Genomic DNA, 17,991 nt, shown 5'->3' with positions numbered 1-17,991 from the left:
TCTCAGATCTGGAATCCACTCGATTATCCATAGAGCAATGCAAGGCGAACAGCGCGCACGGACGATATTTCTCTGGTTATGGACGCTGGTCACAGCGGCCAAGCTGATCGTTGCCGCGCGCCTGCCGCTGTTCGTCGACGAAGCGTTCTATTGGCAGGAAGGCCAGCATCTGGCCGCAGCCTATTCGGACCTGCCCGGGCTGACCGCGTGGCTGGCCCGGCTGGGCGTTGAGATCGGTGGCCATCACGTGCTCGCGTTGCGCCTGCCATTCCTGGCCATCGGTGCGCTGCTGCCGCTGCTGGTAGTGCGCACGGCCACGCGCTGGTTCGGCAACGTGGCCGGTTGGCAGGCGGGCAGCCTCACGCTGTTGATGCCGTTGTCGGCGACGCTGGGCCTGCTGGCGGTGCCGGACGTGCCGATGGCACTGGCGGCGGTGATCTGCCTGCATGCCGGCGCGCGCCTGCTGCACAACGTGGATGCCTCCTCGGCGATGAAGCTGGCGCTGGGCCTGTTGATCGGTGCGCTCAGCCATTACCGCTTCATCGGTGTCATCGGCGTGGGTTTCATTGCGCTGCTGGCATTGCCGCAGGGGAGGCGCATGCTGGCCGATCCGCGCGTATGGGTCGCGTTGGCGGTGGGCGTGCTGGCGTGGCTGCCACTGCTGGCGTGGAATGCGGACAACCACGATGCCGGGCTGAAATTCCAGGTGGTCGAGCGTCATCCCTGGGCCTTCGAATGGGGCGGGCTGTGGTTCCTGGTGATCCAGCCGATGCTGGTGACGCCGATCCTGTGCATGGCGATGTGGAAGGTAGCGCTGGCAGGAACCCGGAGCGGTGGCGGCGCGCGCGTGCAGTGGCGCTATTTCGGCCTGGTGGGCGGCGTATCCACGCTGGGCATTTTCGTGCTCGGCTTCTTTACTGACGTCGAGCGGATCAGTTTCCACTGGCCGCTGCCGGGTTACCTCGCACTGCTGGTGGCGGTGCCGGTGGTGCTCAACGGCTGGCCGCGCTGGCTGCGCCGCACCGGCTGGTGGTTGGCCGGTGCGGGCATGGTGCTGGCCTTCGGCTACTACCTGATGGCCTCCACGCCGGCACTGCGCGAGCAGATGGCCGGCAGCAAGTACTACCCGCGCAATTTCGCCGGCTGGCAACCCCTGGCGGTAGCGGTGCGCGAGGAGTTGCGGCAGATGCCGCAAGGGACACGCGTGCTGGCCGGCAACTTCAAGGTTGGCGCTGAACTGGGTTTCCAGCTGGGCAATGGCAACATCGAGGTGCTGCCGCATCCGCTCAATGACAAGCATGGCCGCACCGCACAGCTGGCACAGTGGGGCCTGCTGCATGAGGGCGAGCGCACGGCGCCGATGCTGCTGGTGCTGTCACCCAGCGACCAGCGCTATCGCGAACTGCTGGCGCGCTATCACGCCATCTGCGATCAGGTGGGCCCGCTGCCTGCGCCACGCGTGGTCAGCAGTGATCACGGATTCCAGCGCTTCCTGTTGTTCCGCCTGCCGGTGCAGCGCGCGCAAGGGCCGTGCGTGACGCCGGCGATGGCGTGGCTGGATGCGCCGTCCAACGGCGAGAAGGTGTCCGGCACGCTCGCGATCAAGGGCTGGGCGTTCAAGGATGGCGTCGGCCTGGCGCGGGTTGAAGTGCTGGTCGATGGCCGCTCCATCGGTGATGCCCGCTACGGGCGTGTGTTCGACGTGCGCCACACCTGGCCGGACAGTACCGATCCGCAGCATCCGGCGGTGGGCTTTGATGCCTCGCTGGATACCGCCACGCTCGCGCCGGGCAGGCATTGGCTGGGCCTGCGCCTGCACGGGCGCGACGGCAGCGTGGAGCAATGGCAGGAGCAAGCGTTCGAGGTCCGTTGAGGTCCGCTGGTCCTGTAGAGCCGAGCCGATGCTCCGCTGCTTCTGCTTCAGATGGCAGGCAGCCTCAAAAAAAACAGCCGGGCATGGGCTCGGCTCTACCGTTCACGGCACCGCGAAACCTGCCCTGCGCAGCAATCCGCATAGCGTGATCAGCGGCAGGCCGATCAGCGCGGTCGGGTCGCGGTTGTCGATGGCGTCGAACAGGCTGATGCCCAGGCCCTCGCATTTGAAGCTGCCGGCGCAGTCCAGCGGCTGTTCGGTGGCCACGTAGCGGGCGATCTCGTCCGGTTCCAGTGCACGGAAGCGGACCTCGGTCAGATCGGTGGCCGTGAATGATGCTCCATCACGGCTGAGGCAGACGGCGGTATGGAAGTGCACGGTCTGCCCGGACATCGCCGCCAGCTGTGCGCAGGCGGCCTCGACCGTACCCGGTTTGCCCAGTGGCTGGCCGTTCAGGTCCGCGACCTGGTCCGAGCCGATCACCCACGCGCCGGGATGCCGGCACGCCACCTCGACCGCCTTGGTGGCGGCCAGGCGGGTGGCCAGGGCCAATGGCGCTTCGTTGTTCAACGGGGTTTCATCCACCTCAGGGCGCGCGCAGTCGAAGGGCAGGCCCAGCCGCTGCAGCAGTTCACGGCGGTAGCGGGACGTGGAGGCCAGGACCAGTGACATGCGACAATACCGGGGCAGGGCGAAGCAGTCTGGCCCGTCTGCAGCGCCAGCGGCAAGTCCTGTATGGCGGGCATTTGACAGCCGCCGCTCCGATCCTTAGTATTCAGCGGCTTATGTCCGCGAACGTGCCCGAAACGCTGGATGCCTGGCGGATGGTTGTAGCGCGAAGGCGCTTCGACGGTCAGGTCTCCCTGGCTGAATTGACCCGCCTGCAGGGGTTGGTCGCAGATACCGACGGCGAGTGCGTCTACTCGCTTGAATTCGGTCGCGACGACGTCTTGCGGGTATCCTATGTGGAACTGACCATCGACACCGCGTTGCCGCTGACCTGTCAGCGCAGCATGCAGCGATTCCTGTTGCCGGTGAAGGTGACCCAGAGGCTTGGCCTGATCCGCGACGAGGACGAGGAATCGTCCCTGCCGGAGGAATACGAGGCGTTGCTGGTGCCGGAAGATGGCCAGCTGAAGCCGCTGGATCTGGTCGAGGACGAGCTGGTGCTGGCGGTGCCGGTGGTACCGCTGTCGCCCGACGGTGAAGCAGTCGACAAGGACTGGGCGCCGAGCGAAGAAGAAACAAAGAAGGCCAACCCGTTTGCGGCGTTGGCGGCATTGAAGAAACAATAGCAGCCGGTTGTCGTCGGCGGCTGCGGCGAAAGCGAAAAGTGTGCTGGGCGCTGGCGTCCTGTGCGACGAAACGACGAAGCAAAACGAACCGAGTTTGGAGCAATCCCATGGCTGTCCAGAAATCCCGTGTTACCCCGTCCCGCCGCGGCCAGCGCCGTTCGCATGACGCCCTGAGCGCCAAGCAGCTGTCGACCGACCCGACCACCGGCGAAGTGCATCTGCGTCACCACATCACTGCCGATGGTTTCTACCGCGGCAAGAAGGTCATCCAGACCAAGACCTCGGCCGTCGAAGAAGATTGATGTGCCGGGAAGGCCGCTGCCTCCGGGCAGCGGCCTTTGCCTTCTTTCCCGGGCGTGCCGGTGATCGGCGGCCCGCGCAACAGGAAACATGATGAGCAAGCGGATCTACTCGAGGATCGCGGGCACCGGCAGCTATTTGCCGGAAAAAGTCCTGACCAACGCCGACCTGGAAAAAATGGTCGAAACCTCGGACGAGTGGATCCAGTCGCGCACCGGCATTCGTGAACGGCACATCGCGGCCGAAGGCGAAACCACCAGCGACCTTGGCTACAACGCCGCCCTGCGCGCGCTGGAAGCCGCAGGCATCGACGCTTCGCAGCTCGACATGATCGTGGTCGGTACGACCACGCCTGACCTTATTTTCCCGTCCACCGCGTGCCTGATCCAGGCCAAGCTCGGTGTGGCCGGGTGCCCCGCCTTCGACGTCAACGCAGCCTGCTCGGGCTTCGTGTTCGCGCTGGGCGTGGCCGATAAATTCATCCGTTCCGGTGACTGCAAGCACGTGCTGGTGATCGGCACCGAAACGCTGACCCGCATGGTCGACTGGAACGATCGCACCACCTGCGTACTGTTTGGCGATGGCGCTGGCGCCGTCGTGCTCAAGGCCGACGAAGAGACCGGCATCCTCAGCACACACCTGCATGCCGACGGCAGCAAGAAGGAGCTGTTGTGGAACCCGGTCGGCGTCTCGAGCGGTTTCAAGGACGGCGCCAACGGTGGCGGCACCATCAACATGAAGGGCAACGACGTGTTCAAGTACGCCGTCAAGGCGCTGGACTCGGTCGTGGACGAGACCCTGGCCGCCAACGGCCTGGACAAGTCCGACCTGGATTGGCTGATTCCGCACCAGGCCAACCTGCGCATCATCGAAGCCACCGCCAAGCGCCTGGAGATGTCGATGGACCAGGTGGTGGTGACTGTCGACAAGCATGGCAATACCTCGTCCGGCTCGGTGCCGCTGGCGCTCGACGCCGCCGTGCGTTCGGGCAAGGTCGAGCGCGGCCAGCTGCTGCTGCTGGAGGCCTTCGGTGGTGGCTTCACGTGGGGTTCGGCTCTGTTGCGCTATTGATAGTGCAAGTTACGACAATGTGAAGCTTTGTCGTTGCGGCCCTCCGGGGCCGTAACGCGTTTAAGGAGGACCTGTCATGGTTGAGCCCATCGTCATCGAAGGGCAACGTGCCTGGCTGAAGCAGTACGGCAAGGGAAGCCGGGCGCTGGCCCTTGGCCTGCTCAATTTTGTTGCCCGTCGTTTCCACCTCGATGCCCTTCGTCCTCCTCCGCACCGTGGCGGCGACGCCGCACGCGAAACCGAGGCCCGCCGCCTTGCAGAACTGCAGGCGCAGGGTGTGAACGTGCCTGACGTGCTGGGCACCGGCCATGCCGCGCTGGTAATCGGCGACAACGGCAGCTCGTTCAATACCTGCCTGCGCCAGGCCGACGAGGCCGGTCGTGATCGGCTGGTCATGGCGGCGATGCAGGCCATTGCCGAAGCGCATGCGCGCGGCGCCTATTTCGGCCAGCCGTTGCCGCGCAACCTCACCTGGGATGGCGACAAGGTCGGTTTCATCGACTTCGAGGAAGATCCACTGGAAGTGATGGACCTGTCCGAAGCCCAGGCCCGCGACTGGCTGATGTTCGGCTATGGCGTGGCCAAGTACTATGCCGACCGCCCCGAGCACCTGCAGGCGATGATGGCCGAGGCGATGGGCGGTGCCCAGGCACCGGTGCGCGAGCACGTGCATGCGGTCAGTGGCCGCCTGCGCAGCCTGGCCAGGGTCTGCATGAAGCTGGGCCGGTCAGCGCGCGCGCTGGCCCATTCGATCTTCATCACCCACGGTGCCAGCACTGCTGGCGTGCTGATGCTGGTGGGCCTGTGCGTGGATTTCCTCGCCGACGGCGATCTGGACGTCCTGCAGCTGTTCTGCTGATCGTCGGCCGGGGTCAGATCCCATTTCCGGTGGAAAAGGGATCTGACCCTGTCATTGCTCCATACGCCTGCATACGCGCACGTACAGACGACACAGCGGATTCCCCCTTATCATGGCCCGCTTCGATTGCAACAAGCGGATGACCGCGTGACCGTATCCACCCTCGCTTTTGTCTTCCCCGGCCAGGGCTCGCAGTCTGTGGGCATGCTGGCCGAGCTGGCCGAACTGCACCCGCAGGTGCGTGAAGCCTTCACCGAGGCATCCGATGGTGCCGGTGTCGACCTGTGGGCGTTGTCCCAGGGCGGCCCGGAGGAAATGCTCAACCGTACCGAATACACCCAGCCGGCCCTGCTGGCCGCCAGCATCGGCGTGTGGCGCGCCTGGAACGCCGTGGGCGGCCCGCGCCCGTCGGTGCTGTCCGGCCACAGCCTGGGCGAGTACACCGCCCTGGTCGCCGCCGGCGCGCTGAGCCTGCATGACGGTGCGCACCTGGTGCGCCTGCGTGGCCAGCTGATGCAGGAAGCGGCACCGGCCGGTGTCGGGGCCATGGCCGCCGTGCTCGGTGCCGAAGACCAGCTGGTGCTGGACGTCTGCGCCGAAGCCGCAGGCAGCCAGGTGGTGGTGCCGGCCAACTTCAATTCGCCGGGCCAGATCGTGATCGGTGGCGACGCCGATGCGGTCGACCGTGCACTGGCGCTGCTGGCCGAGAAGGGCGTGCGCAAGGCGGTCAAGCTGGCCGTCAGCGTGCCCTCGCACACCCCGCTCATGCGCGAAGCCGCCAACCGCCTGGCCGAAGTGATGGCCGGCCTGTCCTGGCAGGCGCCGCAGCTGCCGGTGGTGCAGAACGTCGATGCCCAGGTGCACGACGGCGTGGACGCCATCCGCACCGCGCTGGTCCAGCAGCTGTACCAGCCGGTGCAGTGGACCGGTTGCGTGCAGGCGCTGGCCGCCCGCGGCATCACCCAGATCGCCGAGTGCGGCCCAGGCAAGGTGCTGACCGGCCTGGTCAAGCGCATCGACAAGGCCATCGACGGCCGTCCGCTGGCCACGCCGGGCGACTTCGAAGCCGCCCGCGAGGCATGGTCGGCCTGACCTTCCCTGTTCCTGCCGGCCGTACCGGTGGCCGCTGCAAGCGGCACGGTGCGGCGGCCGCTCCCGTCTGAGGAAAACATCATGAGCAAGCCCCTGCAGGGTGAAATCGCACTGGTCACCGGTGCCAGCCGTGGCATTGGCGCCGCCATCGCCGATCTGCTGGCCGCCCAGGGCGCCACCGTCATCGGCACCGCCACCACCGAATCCGGCGCTGCCGCGATCGGCGAACGCCTGGCTGCCCACGGCGGTCACGGCCGCGCGCTGAACGTCACCGATGCCGCCGCGCTGGACAGCGTGCTCGATGGCATCGCCAAGGAATTCGGCCCGATCTCGATCCTGGTCAACAATGCCGGCATCACCCGCGACAACCTGCTGATGCGCATGAAGGACGAGGACTGGGCGTCGATCATCGACACCAACCTGACCAGCGTGTTCCGCACCAGCAAGGCGGTGATGCGCGGCATGATGAAGGCACGCAAGGGCCGCATCATCAACATCGCATCGGTGGTGGGCGTGACCGGCAACGCCGGCCAGGCCAACTACGCCGCGGCCAAGGCCGGCATCATCGGCTTCAGCAAGTCGCTGGCCAAGGAAATCGGTTCGCGCGGCGTCACCGTCAATGTTGTCGCACCTGGCTTCATCGACACCGACATGACCAAGGCGTTGCCGGAAGAAGCGCGCACCGCGCTGATCAACGACATCGCCCTCGAACGCCTGGGATCGCCGGAAGACATCGCCCATGCGGTGGCCTTCCTGGCCAGCCCGGCTGCCGGTTACATCACCGGCGAAACCCTCCATGTGAACGGCGGCATGTACATGCCGTAAGCAAGGGGCGCAGGGATTGCGCCGCAAGTGGTTGATCTGCGGGGGTTTTTGCTGCAATGCAAGGCCGCGCCGGTTTCCACTACACTATCCCACGGCCATCGCCCTTGATGGCGACCACTTTTGAACCACAACTCCATCTGGAGCGAGATCCCATGAGCACCATCGAAGAACGCGTCAAGAAAATCGTCGTCGAACAGCTTGGCGTCAAGGAAGAAGAAGTCACCAACAGCGCATCGTTCGTCGATGACCTGGGCGCTGACTCGCTGGACACCGTCGAGCTGGTGATGGCCCTGGAAGAAGAATTCGAGTGCGAGATCCCGGACGAAGAAGCCGAGAAGATCAGCACCGTGCAGGCCGCCATCGACTACATCAAGGCCCACGTCAAGGCCTGATGTCAGACGGCAGTGCGCGCGCGGGCTCACGCTCGCCGCGCACCGCACCCCATGGGGCCGCAGTTGCGGCCCCGTGTGTTTGGGCATCACACCGAAGCAAACCGTGTTACCCGATTGAACCTTCGGGTCAGGAGAATCAGCAATGAAGCGTCGCGTCGTCGTAACCGGCCTGGGTATCGTCTCGCCGTTGGGCAATGATCTGGCCAGCAGCTGGGAAGGCATCACCCACGGTCGTTCGGGCATCGGTCCGCTGACCAACATTTCTGATGCCTACCTGGATCGGTTCACCACCAAGATTGCAGGTGAGGTCAAGGGCTTTGACATCACCGCCGACAACGAACTGTTCGGCAAATTCCGGGTCAGCGGCAAGGATGCCAAGAAGATGGACCCGTTCATCCATTACGGCCTCGGTGCCTCGTTCATGGCCCTGCACGACTCGGGCCTGGAGATCACCGACGCCAATGCCGAGCGCATCGGCGCCATCGTCGGCGCCGGCATCGGCGGCCTGCTCGGCATCGAAGAGCAGACCATCGAGTTCCACGAGGGCAAGAAGATCTCGCCCTTCTACGTGCCCAAGACCATCATCAACATGCTGCCGGGCCAGCTGAGCATCATCACCGGCCTGAAGGGCCCGTCGTTCTCGGCGGTGTCGGCGTGCGCGACCTCGAACCATTCGATCGGTACCGCGATGCGCATGATCCAGTACGGCGACGCCGACGTGATGGTGGTCGGCGGTGCCGAACGTGGCTCGTCGCCGACCGCACTGGGTGGCTTCTGCGCGATGAAGGCCATGAGCACCCGCAATGACGCCCCGGAACAGGCTTCGCGCCCGTGGGACAAGGACCGTGACGGCTTCGTGCTGGGCGACGGCGCCGGCATCCTGATCCTGGAAGAGTACGAGCACGCCAAGGCGCGTGGCGCAAAGATCTACTGTGAACTGGCCGGCTTCGGCGCCAGCTCCGACGCGTACCACATGACCGCACCGAGCGAGAACGGCGAAGGCGCCGCGCGCTGCATGGTCATGGCCATGAAGGACGCGGGCGTGACCCCGGAACAGGTGGGTTACCTCAACGCGCACGGCACCTCCACGCCGCTGGGCGACCTGGGCGAGACCATGGCCATGAAGACCGCCTTCGGCGACCACGCCTACAAGATGATGGTCAGCTCCACCAAGTCGATGACCGGCCACCTGCTGGGCGCTGCTGGCGGCGTGGAAGCGATCTTCTCGGTGATGGCGCTGCAGGACAACGTCATTCCGCCGACCATCAACCTGCAGCAGCCGGGCGAAGGCTGCGACCTGGACTACGTGCCCAACGAAGCACGCCAGGCCAAGGTCGACGTGGTGATGTCCAATGGCTTCGGCTTCGGCGGCACCAACGGCACGCTGATCTTCAAGCGCGTCTGACCGAGTTGTAGCGTCGGGCCATGCTCGATGCCGCGTTCTACGGAGCCGCCGCAAGGCGGCTTCCGTGCATCTGAACCCCCGACCTGGCCGCCATGACCCACGCACCGCTGATCCACCCGCTGCCGCACCCGATCGATCTGCTGGCCCTGCAGCAGCATGACCCGGCGCGCTTCCCGCTGCTGATGGAATCCACTGCCTCGGGCACCGCCCAGGGCCGCTGGAGCCTGCTGCTGGCCACGCAGGGCGAGGGCCTGCGGCTGGACGCCGATGGCCAGGTGCGCGACCTGCAGGGTGCCGTGCAGCCCGGCACGTTCCTGCAGGCGCTGGATCGCGCCTGGCAGCACGAACGTCTGCCGCACGACGGCAGCCACAGCCTGCCGTTCCGTGGCGGCTGGGCGCTGATGCTGGACTACGAAGTGGCCAGCCAGATCGAACCGGTGCTGCCGGCGCGCGCGCGCGCGGACGGCCGCCCGACCGCGCTGGCGCTGCGCTGCCCGGCCGCGGTGCTGCACGACCACCAGAACGACGCCAGCTTCGTCATCGCCGAAGCCGGTGAGCAGACCCTGCTGGAGGCGCTGATGACCTTGGCGTCGCAGGCATTGCCGGAGGCCGGGCAGGGCTGGCAGCCGCCGCAGTCGGTCGGCGAGGATGCGCCACAGCGCTTCACCGATGGCGTGCGCCGGGTGATCGACTACCTGCGTGCCGGCGATGTGTTCCAGGTAAACCTGTCGCGGCGCTGGAGCGCGCAGTTCGCCGCGCCGGTCAGCCCGCAGGCGTTGTATTCGCAGCTGCGCCGTGCCAACCCCGCACCGTTCGCCGGGTTGTTCAGCGCGCACGGCCGCCACGTGGTCAGTTCCTCGCCGGAACGGCTGGTGTCGGTGCATGCCGGCCACGCGCAGACGCGTCCTATTGCCGGCACGCGTCCGCGCTTCGAGGGCGACAATGATGCCGCGCGCATCCAGGAACTGGTCGGCCACCCCAAGGAGCGTGCCGAGCACGTGATGCTGATCGACCTGGAGCGCAACGACCTGGGCCGTATCTGCCTGCCCGGTACCGTGGTGGTCGATGAGCTGATGACCGTGGAGAGCTACGCGCATGTGCACCACATCGTCAGCAACGTCAGCGGCCACCTGCGCCCGGAGGTCACGCCCGGCGAGGTGATCGCCGCCACGTTCCCGGGCGGCACCATCACCGGCTGCCCCAAGGTGCGCTGCATGCAGATCATCAGCGAGCTGGAGCAGGTGCCACGTGGTGCCTACACCGGCGCGTTCGGCTGGCTGAACCGCGATGGCGACCTGGACCTGAACATCCTGATCCGCACCGCCGAAGTGGACGGCCAGGAGGTGAGCTTCCGCACCGGCGCCGGCATCGTGGTCGATTCGGACCCGGACAAGGAACTGGACGAGACCCGCGCCAAGGCCCGCGGCCTGCTGCGCGCGCTGGGCCAGCAGGGCTAGGCGTGCACCGGTAGTGCCGGCCGCTGGCCGGCAACGCCATTCCCCCACGGTGGGTGCCGACCGTTGGTCGGCACGGAGTCCTCCATGGCCATTCATCCACGCATGGCGTGGATCTACTGATCGCCGCGCCAGGCATGGATTGTGGTGGGTGCCGACCGTTGGTCGGCACGCAGGCGCGACCCCGGTCATGACCCCAATCCACCGGCACGGTATCCTGCACGACGGAATCGAGTTCAGAGGTAGTCCATGGCGGGAGCCAAGCGCGGGTGTCTGTTCGTGGTAACGCTGGTGGTGGTGCTGGCCGCCGTCGTGGCCGGCGCGGGCGCGTGGTTCTTCTACCAGCAGACCCGGTTCGCCGATGCCCCGATCACCCCGACCGCCGAGAGCGTGGTCATCGCCAGCGGCGATGGCATGAACAGCGTGCTGCGCAAGCTGCGCGATGCCGGCGTGGACGAGGGCCAGGACACCCAGTGGCAACTGCTGGCGCGCCAGCTCGATGCGGCCGGCAAGCTGAAGGTGGGCGAGTACGCGCTCAGTGGCGAGCTGACCCCGCGCGAGCTGTTGCTGCGCATGCGCGCCGGCAAGGTGCTGCAGCACCGCGTCACCATTGTCGAGGGCTGGAACATCCGCCAGCTGCGTGCTGCACTCAAGCGCGCCGAGCCGCTGCTGCACACCACCGATACCCTGGATGACGCCGCGTTGATGCAGCGCCTCGGCTTCGGTGGCCAGCACCCGGAAGGCCGCTTCCTGCCGGAGACCTACGTCTACCAGCGCGGCGACAGTGATCTGGACGTGCTCAAGCGCGCCCACGCCGCAATGGAAAAGGCGCTGGACGAAGCCTGGGAAAGCCGCGCGCCGGACCTGCCGATCAACACGCCCTACGAACTGCTGACGCTGGCGTCGATCATCGAGAAGGAAACCGCGCTGGCCAGCGAGCGCCCGCAGATCGCCGGCGTGTTCATGCGCCGCCTGAAGATCGGCATGCGCCTGCAGACCGACCCGACCGTGATCTACGGCATCGGTGCCGCGTATGACGGCAACATCCGCCGCCGCGACCTGACCACCGATACGCCGTACAACACCTATACCCGTGCGGGCCTGACCCCGACCCCGATCGCCATGCCCAGTCGCGACGCGCTGATGGCCGCCGCGCAGCCGGCCGCCGGTGACGCGCTGTACTTCGTCGCCGTGGGCGACGGCAGCGGCGCGCACGTGTTCTCGCCCAGCCTGGAGCAGCACAACGCCGCCGTAGCCCGCTACCTGCAGCAGCTGCGCCAGCAACGTACCCAGGAGATCCCGGCGCAATGAGTCCCGCGCTGCTTCGTCACCCGCGTTTCGTCAGCCTGGAAGGCGGCGAGGGCGCGGGGAAGACCACCGCCATCAATGCCATCCGTGACTGCCTGCGCAGCCACGGCCACGAGGTGGTGCTGACCCGCGAGCCGGGCGGTACGCCACTGGCCGAGCGCATCCGCGGCCTGGTGCTGAAGCCTGATGCCGAGATCGCTGCCGAGCCGCTCAGCGCCGAAGCCGAGTTGCTGCTGGTGTTCGCCGCACGCGCCCAGCATGTGCGCCAGGTGATCCGGCCGGCGCTGCAGCGCGGTGCCTACGTGCTGAGCGATCGCTTCACCGATTCCAGCTACGCCTACCAGGGCGGCGGCCGTGGCCTGGATCCGCAGTGGATTGCCGACCTGGAGCGCCGCGCGGTCGGCCTGCTGCCGGGCTTGACCCTGCTGCTGGATGTGGATGTGGCGGTGGGCCGCGCCCGCGCGAATGGCCGTGACCTGTGGCCGGACCGCATCGAGAGCGAGCAGGACGATTTCTTCCAGCGCGTGCGCGCCGTGTTCCGCAGCCGCGCACAGCAGGACCCGCAGCGCTTCGCGCTGATCGACGCCGGCCAGGTGCAGGAACGCGTGGCCGCCGATGTGGTCGCACGTATCGAGCGTTGGCTGCAGGACGGGGAGGGCGCATGAGCACGTTTTCGCCGTGGCAGCAGCGCGCGTTCGACCAGACCGTGGCCGCGCTCGACGCCGGTCGCCTCGGTCATGGCCTGCTGATCTGCGGCCCGGCCGGGCTGGGCAAGCGCGAAGTGGCGCTGGCGCTGGCCGACCACGTGCTGGCGCAGGGTGATGCAACGCACGCCACGCGCACGCGCCAGCTGATCGCCGCCGGCACCCATCCGGACCTGCAGCTGGTCAGCTTCATTCCGAACAAGAGCGGCGACAAGCTGCGTACCGAGATCGTCATCGAGCAGGTGCGCGAGATCACCGAAAAGCTGGCGCTGACCCCGCAGTACGGCGTGGCGCAGGTCGTGATCGTCGATCCGGCCGATGCGATCAACCGTTCGGCCGCCAACGCGCTGCTGAAGACGCTGGAGGAGCCGCAGCCCGGCCGCTACCTGTGGCTGATCAGCAGCGATCCGGCACGCCTGCCGCAGACCATCCGCAGCCGTTGCCAGCGACTGGAATTCAAGCTGCCGCCGCAGCACGAAGCACTGGCCTGGCTGCAGCAGCGGGGCCACAGTGAAGCATCGGCGCGCGAAGCGCTGGAGGCCGCCCGCGGCCATCCCGGCCAGGCCGACAACTGGCTGCGCGAAGACGGCCTGAGCCTGCGCCGCGAAGTCGGTCGAGATCTGGAACAGCTGGCCGCCGGCAAGACCGGCGCGGTGGAGCTGGCGCAGAAGTGGTGCGGTGATGACAACGCGGCGCTGCGCCTGCGCTTCGCTGCCGATCTGGCGCTGGCCCAGGCCAGTACCGATGCCTTGACCACGCCGGAGCGATTGCACAAGCTTGCAGCCTGGTTCGATGCGGCCAACCGCACCCGGGACCTGCTGCGCACCACGGTGCGTGCAGACCTCGCGGTGGTCGAGTTGCTGCTGGCCTGGAACAAGGTGAACGAGCGGCCTGCCGCAAGGGGAAATCGATGAGTGCCAGCAACGCCCGCCAGGGCATCCTGTCCCTGGCTGTGAAGGACAAGGCCGCGCTGTACAGCGCGTACATGCCGTTCGTGAAGAATGGCGGCATCTTCGTGCCCACGCCCAAGCGCTACTTCCTGGGCGACGAGGTGTTCCTGCTGCTGACCCTGCCCGATTCCAGCGAGCGCCTGCCGGTGGCCGGCAAGGTGATCTGGGTGACCCCGGCCGGCGCGCAGGGCAACCGCACCGCCGGCATCGGCGTGCAGCTGGCCGACGGCGCCGAAGGCGAGGGCGTGCGCCACAAGATCGAGACCCTGCTGGCCGGGCTTACCAGCTCGGACAAGCCGACCCATACGATGTGATTCCGGTAGCGCCGGGCTGGGCTCGGCTGCATGCCCCGAAACGCCTGTGAACCCGCTGTTCTGTAGAGCCGAGCCATGCTCGGCTGCGCGCCCCGAAAACACCCGTGAACACGAATGTGAAAAAGTGTTGACGGCCTCTGAAAAGCCCCTATAATGAGCGGCTCAGCAACACACCGGGCGGTTAGCTCAGCGGTAGAGCATTGCCTTCACACGGCAAGGGTCACAGGTTCGATCCCTGTACCGCCCACCAAATAGAACCCTGATTTTTCAGGTGTTATGAAGAAGCCGGCCTTGAGCCGGCTTTTTCGTGTTTGCTTGATCAGTGGTCGGAACGTCGACGCTGTCCAAAAATCGACAGGTGAATGCAAAGCTTCCGGGGTCTCGCAATGACGGCCTGCTGTGCAGCGGGGTTTGTCTTCTGAAGGCGCTGCGCGAGATTCTGCGCGGTGAGACCTTGAATCATGAGGATGAACGTGAAAACGCTCATTCCCCCACACAATACAGCTAAGTAGATCAAACTGCGGCGCTGGGCCTTGACTTCCTCGTTGATAACTTTGGACAGTTTGGCATCGTTGAAGACCTCACACAGAATTTCCTTGTCCCTCGGGCTGAGCCAGTTGGAGGGCTTCGGCTCGCCCGAGCGTGGCGCAAGGGGTTGGCAGAGGACATTTTTCTCGATGGTCACGCCTTTGAGAAACCAATTGCGTTGGGATACATGGTCTGGCGAGAGCCAGATTTTTGTTCCTGTCTCCTTGAGCGACGTCATGAAGTCACCTTCAGTAGACATGCCGGCTAGGATGACAGCAGGAACGAAGAAGAATAGGGCAAGCAAAAAAACAATGATGTTCTGCCCTCGGCGCGGCAACTGCTTTTCACGCATGGTCAGTGCAGAAATGTCGAACGCCCTTCCCGCTCGGCTAATCAAAGATAGAGGGATGTTTTTTGCAAGGGCGAACGAAATAACACCCTCTGCATCTTGCAGTGTTTCCGCCTTTATCCCGCTGCTGAATCGAAATGCGAGAAGCGACGATTCATCCAAAATATGTTGATTTATTGTTTCGTTGGTCAGGTCGCGCCTTGAGACGAAGATCCGGATCAGCCGTAGTCTTATGTGATGGAGTGACTCTGCCCGATACCAAAGATAGATAAATCCAAAGAGGATGAGCGCCGGTGGCACTATCACCGGAAGAATATTGATGAATGGAATTTCAAGCAGCATGTTTGGCTGGTATGTGTTAGGGGTGTGCTTCCGAGATCGGCGATGCTTCCGGAAACTTTATAGTGGAAATTCTTCTCCATCTGCGTGCGCGACTGACGGCTGTTTGCAATTCGCGCCGTAGTCGATCCCCACGCACCGGCCGCCATTGAAGGCAATCGGTGCATTCTCTCTGCTGCGACGTAAACCGCAGCGATGAGTATTCGTTCGTTTATTCGAGACGCCAATCCCGGCCAAGGTGTCTTGCCCCGGCGCGGCGATCTTCAAGCCGGGCAATCACATCGGTCTGTAAGGAAAATTCTCAACTGTCCCTAGGCAGGCCAGACGTTTCCCGATGTGTGCCGTCCAGCACCCGCGAGTAGTGCGGCCCATCACTGATGGCGCACATCGCCGCCCCTGCCGACCGTGCACATGACGACTCCGGAGGGATGCCGCCATGGCAATCGCGTCACCCCGAGCGCCGGAGGCGGGGACCATGCCACGCATGGAGCCAGAGGGTTCCATCCCTGTGCTGTCCCACCGCCCCGGGCAGGCGTAGTCTCAGCCTGTCGTCGTACCCATCCAGTCTGGAGTGCCACCATGCCGCTCGCCCGCATCGATCTTCGCAAAGGTAAATCCGCCGACTACCTGCAACGGGTCGGTGAAACCATCTACCAGGCCCTGCGCGCAGTGGGCGTGCCGGAGAACGACCGCTTCCAGATCTTCCAGGAACACGCGCCCGGCACGCTGATCTACGATCCCGGCTACCTGGGCGTGGATCGCACCGACGACTTCATCTGCATCCAGATCACCTGGAACGAAGGGCGCACGCTCGAGCAGAAAAAGGCGTTGTACGCCGGCATCGCCGATGGACTGCATGCGGCGGTGGGCATCCGCCGCGAAGACGTGTTCATCAATCTTGTGGAAGTGAAGAAGGAGAACTGGTCGTTCGGGAACGGCCAGGCGCAGTACGTGAGTTGATGCGGGAACGGTGTCAGCGCCTGATGCGGCTGGGTCAGGCCATGCGCGGCGACTCCTGCTGTTGTGCCTGTTGCTCGTCCTGCGCCAGCCGGCTTGCGTCGCGGGATTGCTGCTGCACATTGGCCTGCTGATACAGCGTATCCGCGTCGCCCTGCTGCGTATCGAGCAGGGACAGGCGCTGGCGATTGGCGGCAGGGTCCGGCGAGGCGGTGTCGCCGCTGCGATGCAGGAATACGTAGCCGGGTGCCTCGGCGGTGCTGTTTGAACTGAATGCCACCTGCAGCGTGTCCTTTTCGCTGAAGCCGGCCTGCACCGCCGCGTGGGTCAGATGGCCGGCCAGTCGTTCGTGCTCCTGGCCGGGGGGGCAGTCCCTGCTGTTCGCTGGCCTGGGCGAGTGCGGTACGCACTTTCTGGTCCAAGGCATGAAGGCTGTGCCCCGGTGCGCGCGCGTCCGCAGCCAGACGCTCGCTCAAGGGGCCATCAATGCCATCGGTTTCGCTGAGCAGACGCTGCTTCAAGCTGCGCTCGGGCAGGGGATGAGTGGTGGTGCGGTTGAGTTCGCTGTTGGGGAAAGGGGGCTCAATGCTGTCCACGCCATGGATGTTGCGCAGCGGACGATAGCCGTCCTTGCCCTGTGACTGGACGCCCAGCGGAATGCGGACATCGGGCAGCAACTGGCCGACGGGGCCGCCGATGCTGTTCACGTCCAGGCTGTGCTTGCGCTGGATGCCGGCATGATTCAATGCGCCCCAGGTGAAGTCCACGCAGTTGTGGCGCACGTCGGCGTAGTGCTTGCTGAAGCCGTGCGCCACTGGATCGTCGCCGAACGCCTTGAGCTTGTTGTACTGGGCTTCGGTGATTTCCAGAGAGCGCGTGTAATGCGGGTTCTTGTAGGTCTTTGCATCGCTGTCCACGATGTCGCCAGGTCCGTTCATGCTGCCGTGCTTGATCGGTGCAAAGCCGTAGCTCGCTGGATCTTTCCCCGGTGCTCGCAGGACGTAGAACATGTGACCGGGCCCGGATGTCTGCGGGGAACCATCCGGATTGCTCAGCGGCTGCTGCGTTGCGGGGTCGAGAAGCGGTGTACCCGGTGCCGCAATGACGATATCGACGATGTAGCGTGGCTTGTCCATGTGCGTGGTGTTCCTCCTGGAAGGTGTACGAAGGCGCTGTGCTACTTGGCGAGCGGACGCGATTCGTGAATCAGCATCCTGGCGCTTGCGCCACGAAGTGGTGCGATGTCTTCAACCGTGCTGACCTGGACCCGATACCGGCCATGCGCCTGCAACGGCAGCAACGCGACATGCAATCGGTATGCGCCATCGCTGCCCCGTTGGATCTGGGCGTAGTTCAGACCCTTACCGCGGTGCCAGTCTGGCAGTGGCTGGCCAGATTGCGACTGTGCGATCTGATACGCGTCGGGGCTTGCCAGCGGCTGCCAAGTGCCGCCGGACCATTGCTGAAGTCCAACGCGTAAAGGAATGTGCAGGTCGCGCGGAGAAGCAGCATCTGGCGATGGGGAGACGTGCTGCAGATCCAGTTCCACCGCATAAGTGCGGTAGCTGGCAAAATTGCGCGCCGTGGTTTCGAACTCGAACTGCACCTGCTGGCCGGGCGCGTCCACGGCGATGGGCTGTGAGAGTTCCAGCGGCTCTGGCGGTGGGGGCGGCCCCTTGTCGGCGCAGGCAGCAAGCAGCGCGGTCAGGCCGAGCAGGCTGATGCGCTGCCGGTGTGTGATGCGGGTGGTCATGCAGCTTCCTCTGGCTCCTTGCCGTGGCCAATTGAACCCTAACGTTGGCGAGGCAGAGCCCGCAAGCGCAGGGACCGCGGTGTGGTGCATTCACATGTCGCCGCGCGAGGCGAGCTCCTGCGTCACCGTGTCGCAGGGGGCAAACCCTGAACGGGGTCCAAGGTTGGCCATGGCCCCGTAGAATGGCGACGTGCGCCGTTCTGTTCTCCACCGCCGGTTCCAG

The 17,991-nt window shown here is 65.4% G+C and carries 20 protein-coding genes and 1 tRNA gene; 17 read left to right on the top strand and 4 right to left on the bottom strand.

All coding sequences use genetic code 11. The annotated features are described in order from the left end of the window. The first annotated feature begins 37 nt into the window (after positions 1-37). A complete protein-coding gene (locus AC5P7R_RS02265; RefSeq protein WP_019659503.1) occupies positions 38-1,873 on the top strand; it encodes a glycosyltransferase family 39 protein in 1,836 nt (611 codons plus the stop codon). A 102-nt stretch (positions 1,874-1,975) separates the two neighbouring features. Here AC5P7R_RS02265 and AC5P7R_RS02260 read toward each other — a convergent pair whose 3' ends face one another. Further along, positions 1,976-2,545, bottom strand: a complete 570-nt coding sequence (locus AC5P7R_RS02260) for a Maf family protein (protein ID WP_019659502.1) — start codon at positions 2,543-2,545, stop codon at positions 1,976-1,978. A 113-nt stretch (positions 2,546-2,658) separates the two neighbouring features. Here AC5P7R_RS02260 and AC5P7R_RS02255 point away from each other — a divergent pair, with 113 nt between their 5' ends. From AC5P7R_RS02255 to AC5P7R_RS02190, 14 genes are all read left to right on the top strand, one after another. After that, positions 2,659-3,168, top strand: a complete 510-nt coding sequence (locus AC5P7R_RS02255) for a YceD family protein (RefSeq protein ID WP_019659501.1) — start codon at positions 2,659-2,661, stop codon at positions 3,166-3,168. Positions 3,169-3,275: 107 nt separating this feature from the next. Continuing rightward, positions 3,276-3,470, top strand: a complete 195-nt coding sequence (rpmF, locus tag AC5P7R_RS02250) for a 50S ribosomal protein L32 (protein WP_005408308.1) — start codon at positions 3,276-3,278, stop codon at positions 3,468-3,470. Between the two features lie 91 nt (positions 3,471-3,561). Then, positions 3,562-4,539, top strand: coding sequence for a beta-ketoacyl-ACP synthase III (locus AC5P7R_RS02245; RefSeq protein ID WP_019659500.1), 978 nt, complete (start codon positions 3,562-3,564; stop codon positions 4,537-4,539). A gap of 76 nt (positions 4,540-4,615) precedes the next feature. Further along, entirely contained in the window at positions 4,616-5,398 is a 783-nt protein-coding gene (locus AC5P7R_RS02240; protein WP_019659499.1) for a BUD32 family EKC/KEOPS complex subunit, read from the top strand. A gap of 147 nt (positions 5,399-5,545) precedes the next feature. After that, positions 5,546-6,490: an ACP S-malonyltransferase gene (fabD, locus tag AC5P7R_RS02235; RefSeq protein ID WP_019659498.1), complete on the top strand. Its 945-nt coding sequence runs from the start codon at positions 5,546-5,548 to the stop codon at positions 6,488-6,490. An 81-nt stretch (positions 6,491-6,571) separates the two neighbouring features. Then, positions 6,572-7,315, top strand: a complete 744-nt coding sequence (gene fabG, locus AC5P7R_RS02230) for a 3-oxoacyl-ACP reductase FabG (protein ID WP_005408312.1) — start codon at positions 6,572-6,574, stop codon at positions 7,313-7,315. Positions 7,316-7,467: 152 nt separating this feature from the next. Then, on the top strand, positions 7,468-7,707 hold the full coding sequence (gene acpP / locus AC5P7R_RS02225; protein WP_005415509.1) for an acyl carrier protein: 240 nt from the start codon (positions 7,468-7,470) through the stop codon (positions 7,705-7,707). A 142-nt stretch (positions 7,708-7,849) separates the two neighbouring features. Beyond that, positions 7,850-9,112 carry a beta-ketoacyl-ACP synthase II gene (gene fabF, locus AC5P7R_RS02220; protein WP_019659496.1) on the top strand — a complete coding sequence of 421 codons (1,263 nt, stop codon included), beginning with the start codon at positions 7,850-7,852 and terminating at the stop codon, positions 9,110-9,112. A gap of 92 nt (positions 9,113-9,204) precedes the next feature. Next, entirely contained in the window at positions 9,205-10,569 is a 1,365-nt protein-coding gene (locus AC5P7R_RS02215) for an aminodeoxychorismate synthase component I (RefSeq protein WP_227854112.1), read from the top strand. A 246-nt stretch (positions 10,570-10,815) separates the two neighbouring features. Continuing rightward, positions 10,816-11,877 carry an endolytic transglycosylase MltG gene (gene mltG, locus AC5P7R_RS02210; RefSeq protein ID WP_019659494.1) on the top strand — a complete coding sequence of 354 codons (1,062 nt, stop codon included), beginning with the start codon at positions 10,816-10,818 and terminating at the stop codon, positions 11,875-11,877. Further along, complete coding sequence (gene tmk, locus AC5P7R_RS02205; RefSeq protein WP_019659493.1) at positions 11,874-12,539, top strand: dTMP kinase; 666 nt, start codon at positions 11,874-11,876, stop codon at positions 12,537-12,539. Before mltG ends, tmk begins: the two co-directional genes overlap by 4 nt. Beyond that, positions 12,536-13,492 carry a DNA polymerase III subunit delta' gene (locus AC5P7R_RS02200; RefSeq protein ID WP_227854113.1) on the top strand — a complete coding sequence of 319 codons (957 nt, stop codon included), beginning with the start codon at positions 12,536-12,538 and terminating at the stop codon, positions 13,490-13,492. Before tmk ends, AC5P7R_RS02200 begins: the two co-directional genes overlap by 4 nt. Then, the gene (locus AC5P7R_RS02195) at positions 13,489-13,842 is read left to right on the top strand and encodes a PilZ domain-containing protein (protein ID WP_004146965.1); all 354 of its coding nucleotides are present in this window, start codon (positions 13,489-13,491) and stop codon (positions 13,840-13,842) included. The genes AC5P7R_RS02200 and AC5P7R_RS02195 overlap by 4 nt, the downstream gene beginning before the upstream one ends. 175 nt (positions 13,843-14,017) lie before the next feature. Then, a tRNA-Val gene (locus tag AC5P7R_RS02190) sits at positions 14,018-14,092 on the top strand. A gap of 69 nt (positions 14,093-14,161) precedes the next feature. Here the strand turns inward: AC5P7R_RS02190 and AC5P7R_RS02185 are convergent. Continuing rightward, positions 14,162-15,061 (bottom strand): DUF6216 family protein, encoded by a 900-nt coding sequence (locus AC5P7R_RS02185; RefSeq protein WP_180876260.1) that lies wholly within the window; start codon positions 15,059-15,061, stop codon positions 14,162-14,164. A gap of 576 nt (positions 15,062-15,637) precedes the next feature. Here AC5P7R_RS02185 and AC5P7R_RS02180 point away from each other — a divergent pair. After that, positions 15,638-16,018 carry a tautomerase family protein gene (locus tag AC5P7R_RS02180; RefSeq protein ID WP_103283119.1) on the top strand — a complete coding sequence of 127 codons (381 nt, stop codon included), beginning with the start codon at positions 15,638-15,640 and terminating at the stop codon, positions 16,016-16,018. Between the two features lie 34 nt (positions 16,019-16,052). On the opposite strand, the gene AC5P7R_RS02175 is transcribed toward AC5P7R_RS02180, so the two are convergent. Next, positions 16,053-16,295 (bottom strand): hypothetical protein, encoded by a 243-nt coding sequence (locus tag AC5P7R_RS02175; protein ID WP_227854114.1) that lies wholly within the window; start codon positions 16,293-16,295, stop codon positions 16,053-16,055. Between the two features lie 145 nt (positions 16,296-16,440). Between AC5P7R_RS02175 and AC5P7R_RS02170 the strand changes: the two genes are divergently transcribed. After that, complete coding sequence (locus AC5P7R_RS02170) at positions 16,441-16,656, top strand: hypothetical protein (protein WP_227854115.1); 216 nt, start codon at positions 16,441-16,443, stop codon at positions 16,654-16,656. Positions 16,657-17,192: 536 nt separating this feature from the next. On the opposite strand, the gene AC5P7R_RS02165 is transcribed toward AC5P7R_RS02170, so the two are convergent. Continuing rightward, positions 17,193-17,768: a hypothetical protein gene (locus tag AC5P7R_RS02165; protein ID WP_021202618.1), complete on the bottom strand. Its 576-nt coding sequence runs from the start codon at positions 17,766-17,768 to the stop codon at positions 17,193-17,195. Between the last annotated feature and the right edge of the window lie 223 nt (positions 17,769-17,991).

The sequence above is a fragment of the Stenotrophomonas sp. YJH_SMC_27 genome, assembly GCF_059369815.1.
The sequence above is the reverse complement of the archived record's forward strand: the minus strand, read 5'-3'. Positions and strand labels throughout refer to the sequence as shown.

Excerpts from the sequence above, each read along its gene's own strand:
- AC5P7R_RS02180 (WP_103283119.1), top strand. The coding sequence starts at position 15,638 with ATGCCGCTCGCCCGCATCGATCTTCGCAAAGGTAAATCCGCCGACTAC.
- fabF (WP_019659496.1), top strand. The coding sequence starts at position 7,850 with ATGAAGCGTCGCGTCGTCGTAACCGGCCTGGGTATCGTCTCGCCGTTG.
- AC5P7R_RS02185 (WP_180876260.1), bottom strand. The coding sequence starts at position 15,061 with ATGCTGCTTGAAATTCCATTCATCAATATTCTTCCGGTGATAGTGCCA.
- AC5P7R_RS02195 (WP_004146965.1), top strand. The coding sequence starts at position 13,489 with ATGAGTGCCAGCAACGCCCGCCAGGGCATCCTGTCCCTGGCTGTGAAG.
- AC5P7R_RS02255 (WP_019659501.1), top strand. The coding sequence starts at position 2,659 with ATGTCCGCGAACGTGCCCGAAACGCTGGATGCCTGGCGGATGGTTGTA.
- rpmF (WP_005408308.1), top strand. The coding sequence starts at position 3,276 with ATGGCTGTCCAGAAATCCCGTGTTACCCCGTCCCGCCGCGGCCAGCGC.
- tmk (WP_019659493.1), top strand. The coding sequence starts at position 11,874 with ATGAGTCCCGCGCTGCTTCGTCACCCGCGTTTCGTCAGCCTGGAAGGC.
- fabG (WP_005408312.1), top strand. The coding sequence starts at position 6,572 with ATGAGCAAGCCCCTGCAGGGTGAAATCGCACTGGTCACCGGTGCCAGC.
- AC5P7R_RS02215 (WP_227854112.1), top strand. The coding sequence starts at position 9,205 with ATGACCCACGCACCGCTGATCCACCCGCTGCCGCACCCGATCGATCTG.
- AC5P7R_RS02165 (WP_021202618.1), bottom strand. The coding sequence starts at position 17,768 with ATGACCACCCGCATCACACACCGGCAGCGCATCAGCCTGCTCGGCCTG.
- AC5P7R_RS02260 (WP_019659502.1), bottom strand. The coding sequence starts at position 2,545 with ATGTCACTGGTCCTGGCCTCCACGTCCCGCTACCGCCGTGAACTGCTG.
- AC5P7R_RS02245 (WP_019659500.1), top strand. The coding sequence starts at position 3,562 with ATGAGCAAGCGGATCTACTCGAGGATCGCGGGCACCGGCAGCTATTTG.
- acpP (WP_005415509.1), top strand. The coding sequence starts at position 7,468 with ATGAGCACCATCGAAGAACGCGTCAAGAAAATCGTCGTCGAACAGCTT.
- mltG (WP_019659494.1), top strand. The coding sequence starts at position 10,816 with ATGGCGGGAGCCAAGCGCGGGTGTCTGTTCGTGGTAACGCTGGTGGTG.
- AC5P7R_RS02170 (WP_227854115.1), top strand. The coding sequence starts at position 16,441 with ATGAAGGCTGTGCCCCGGTGCGCGCGCGTCCGCAGCCAGACGCTCGCT.
- AC5P7R_RS02240 (WP_019659499.1), top strand. The coding sequence starts at position 4,616 with ATGGTTGAGCCCATCGTCATCGAAGGGCAACGTGCCTGGCTGAAGCAG.
- AC5P7R_RS02265 (WP_019659503.1), top strand. The coding sequence starts at position 38 with ATGCAAGGCGAACAGCGCGCACGGACGATATTTCTCTGGTTATGGACG.
- AC5P7R_RS02200 (WP_227854113.1), top strand. The coding sequence starts at position 12,536 with ATGAGCACGTTTTCGCCGTGGCAGCAGCGCGCGTTCGACCAGACCGTG.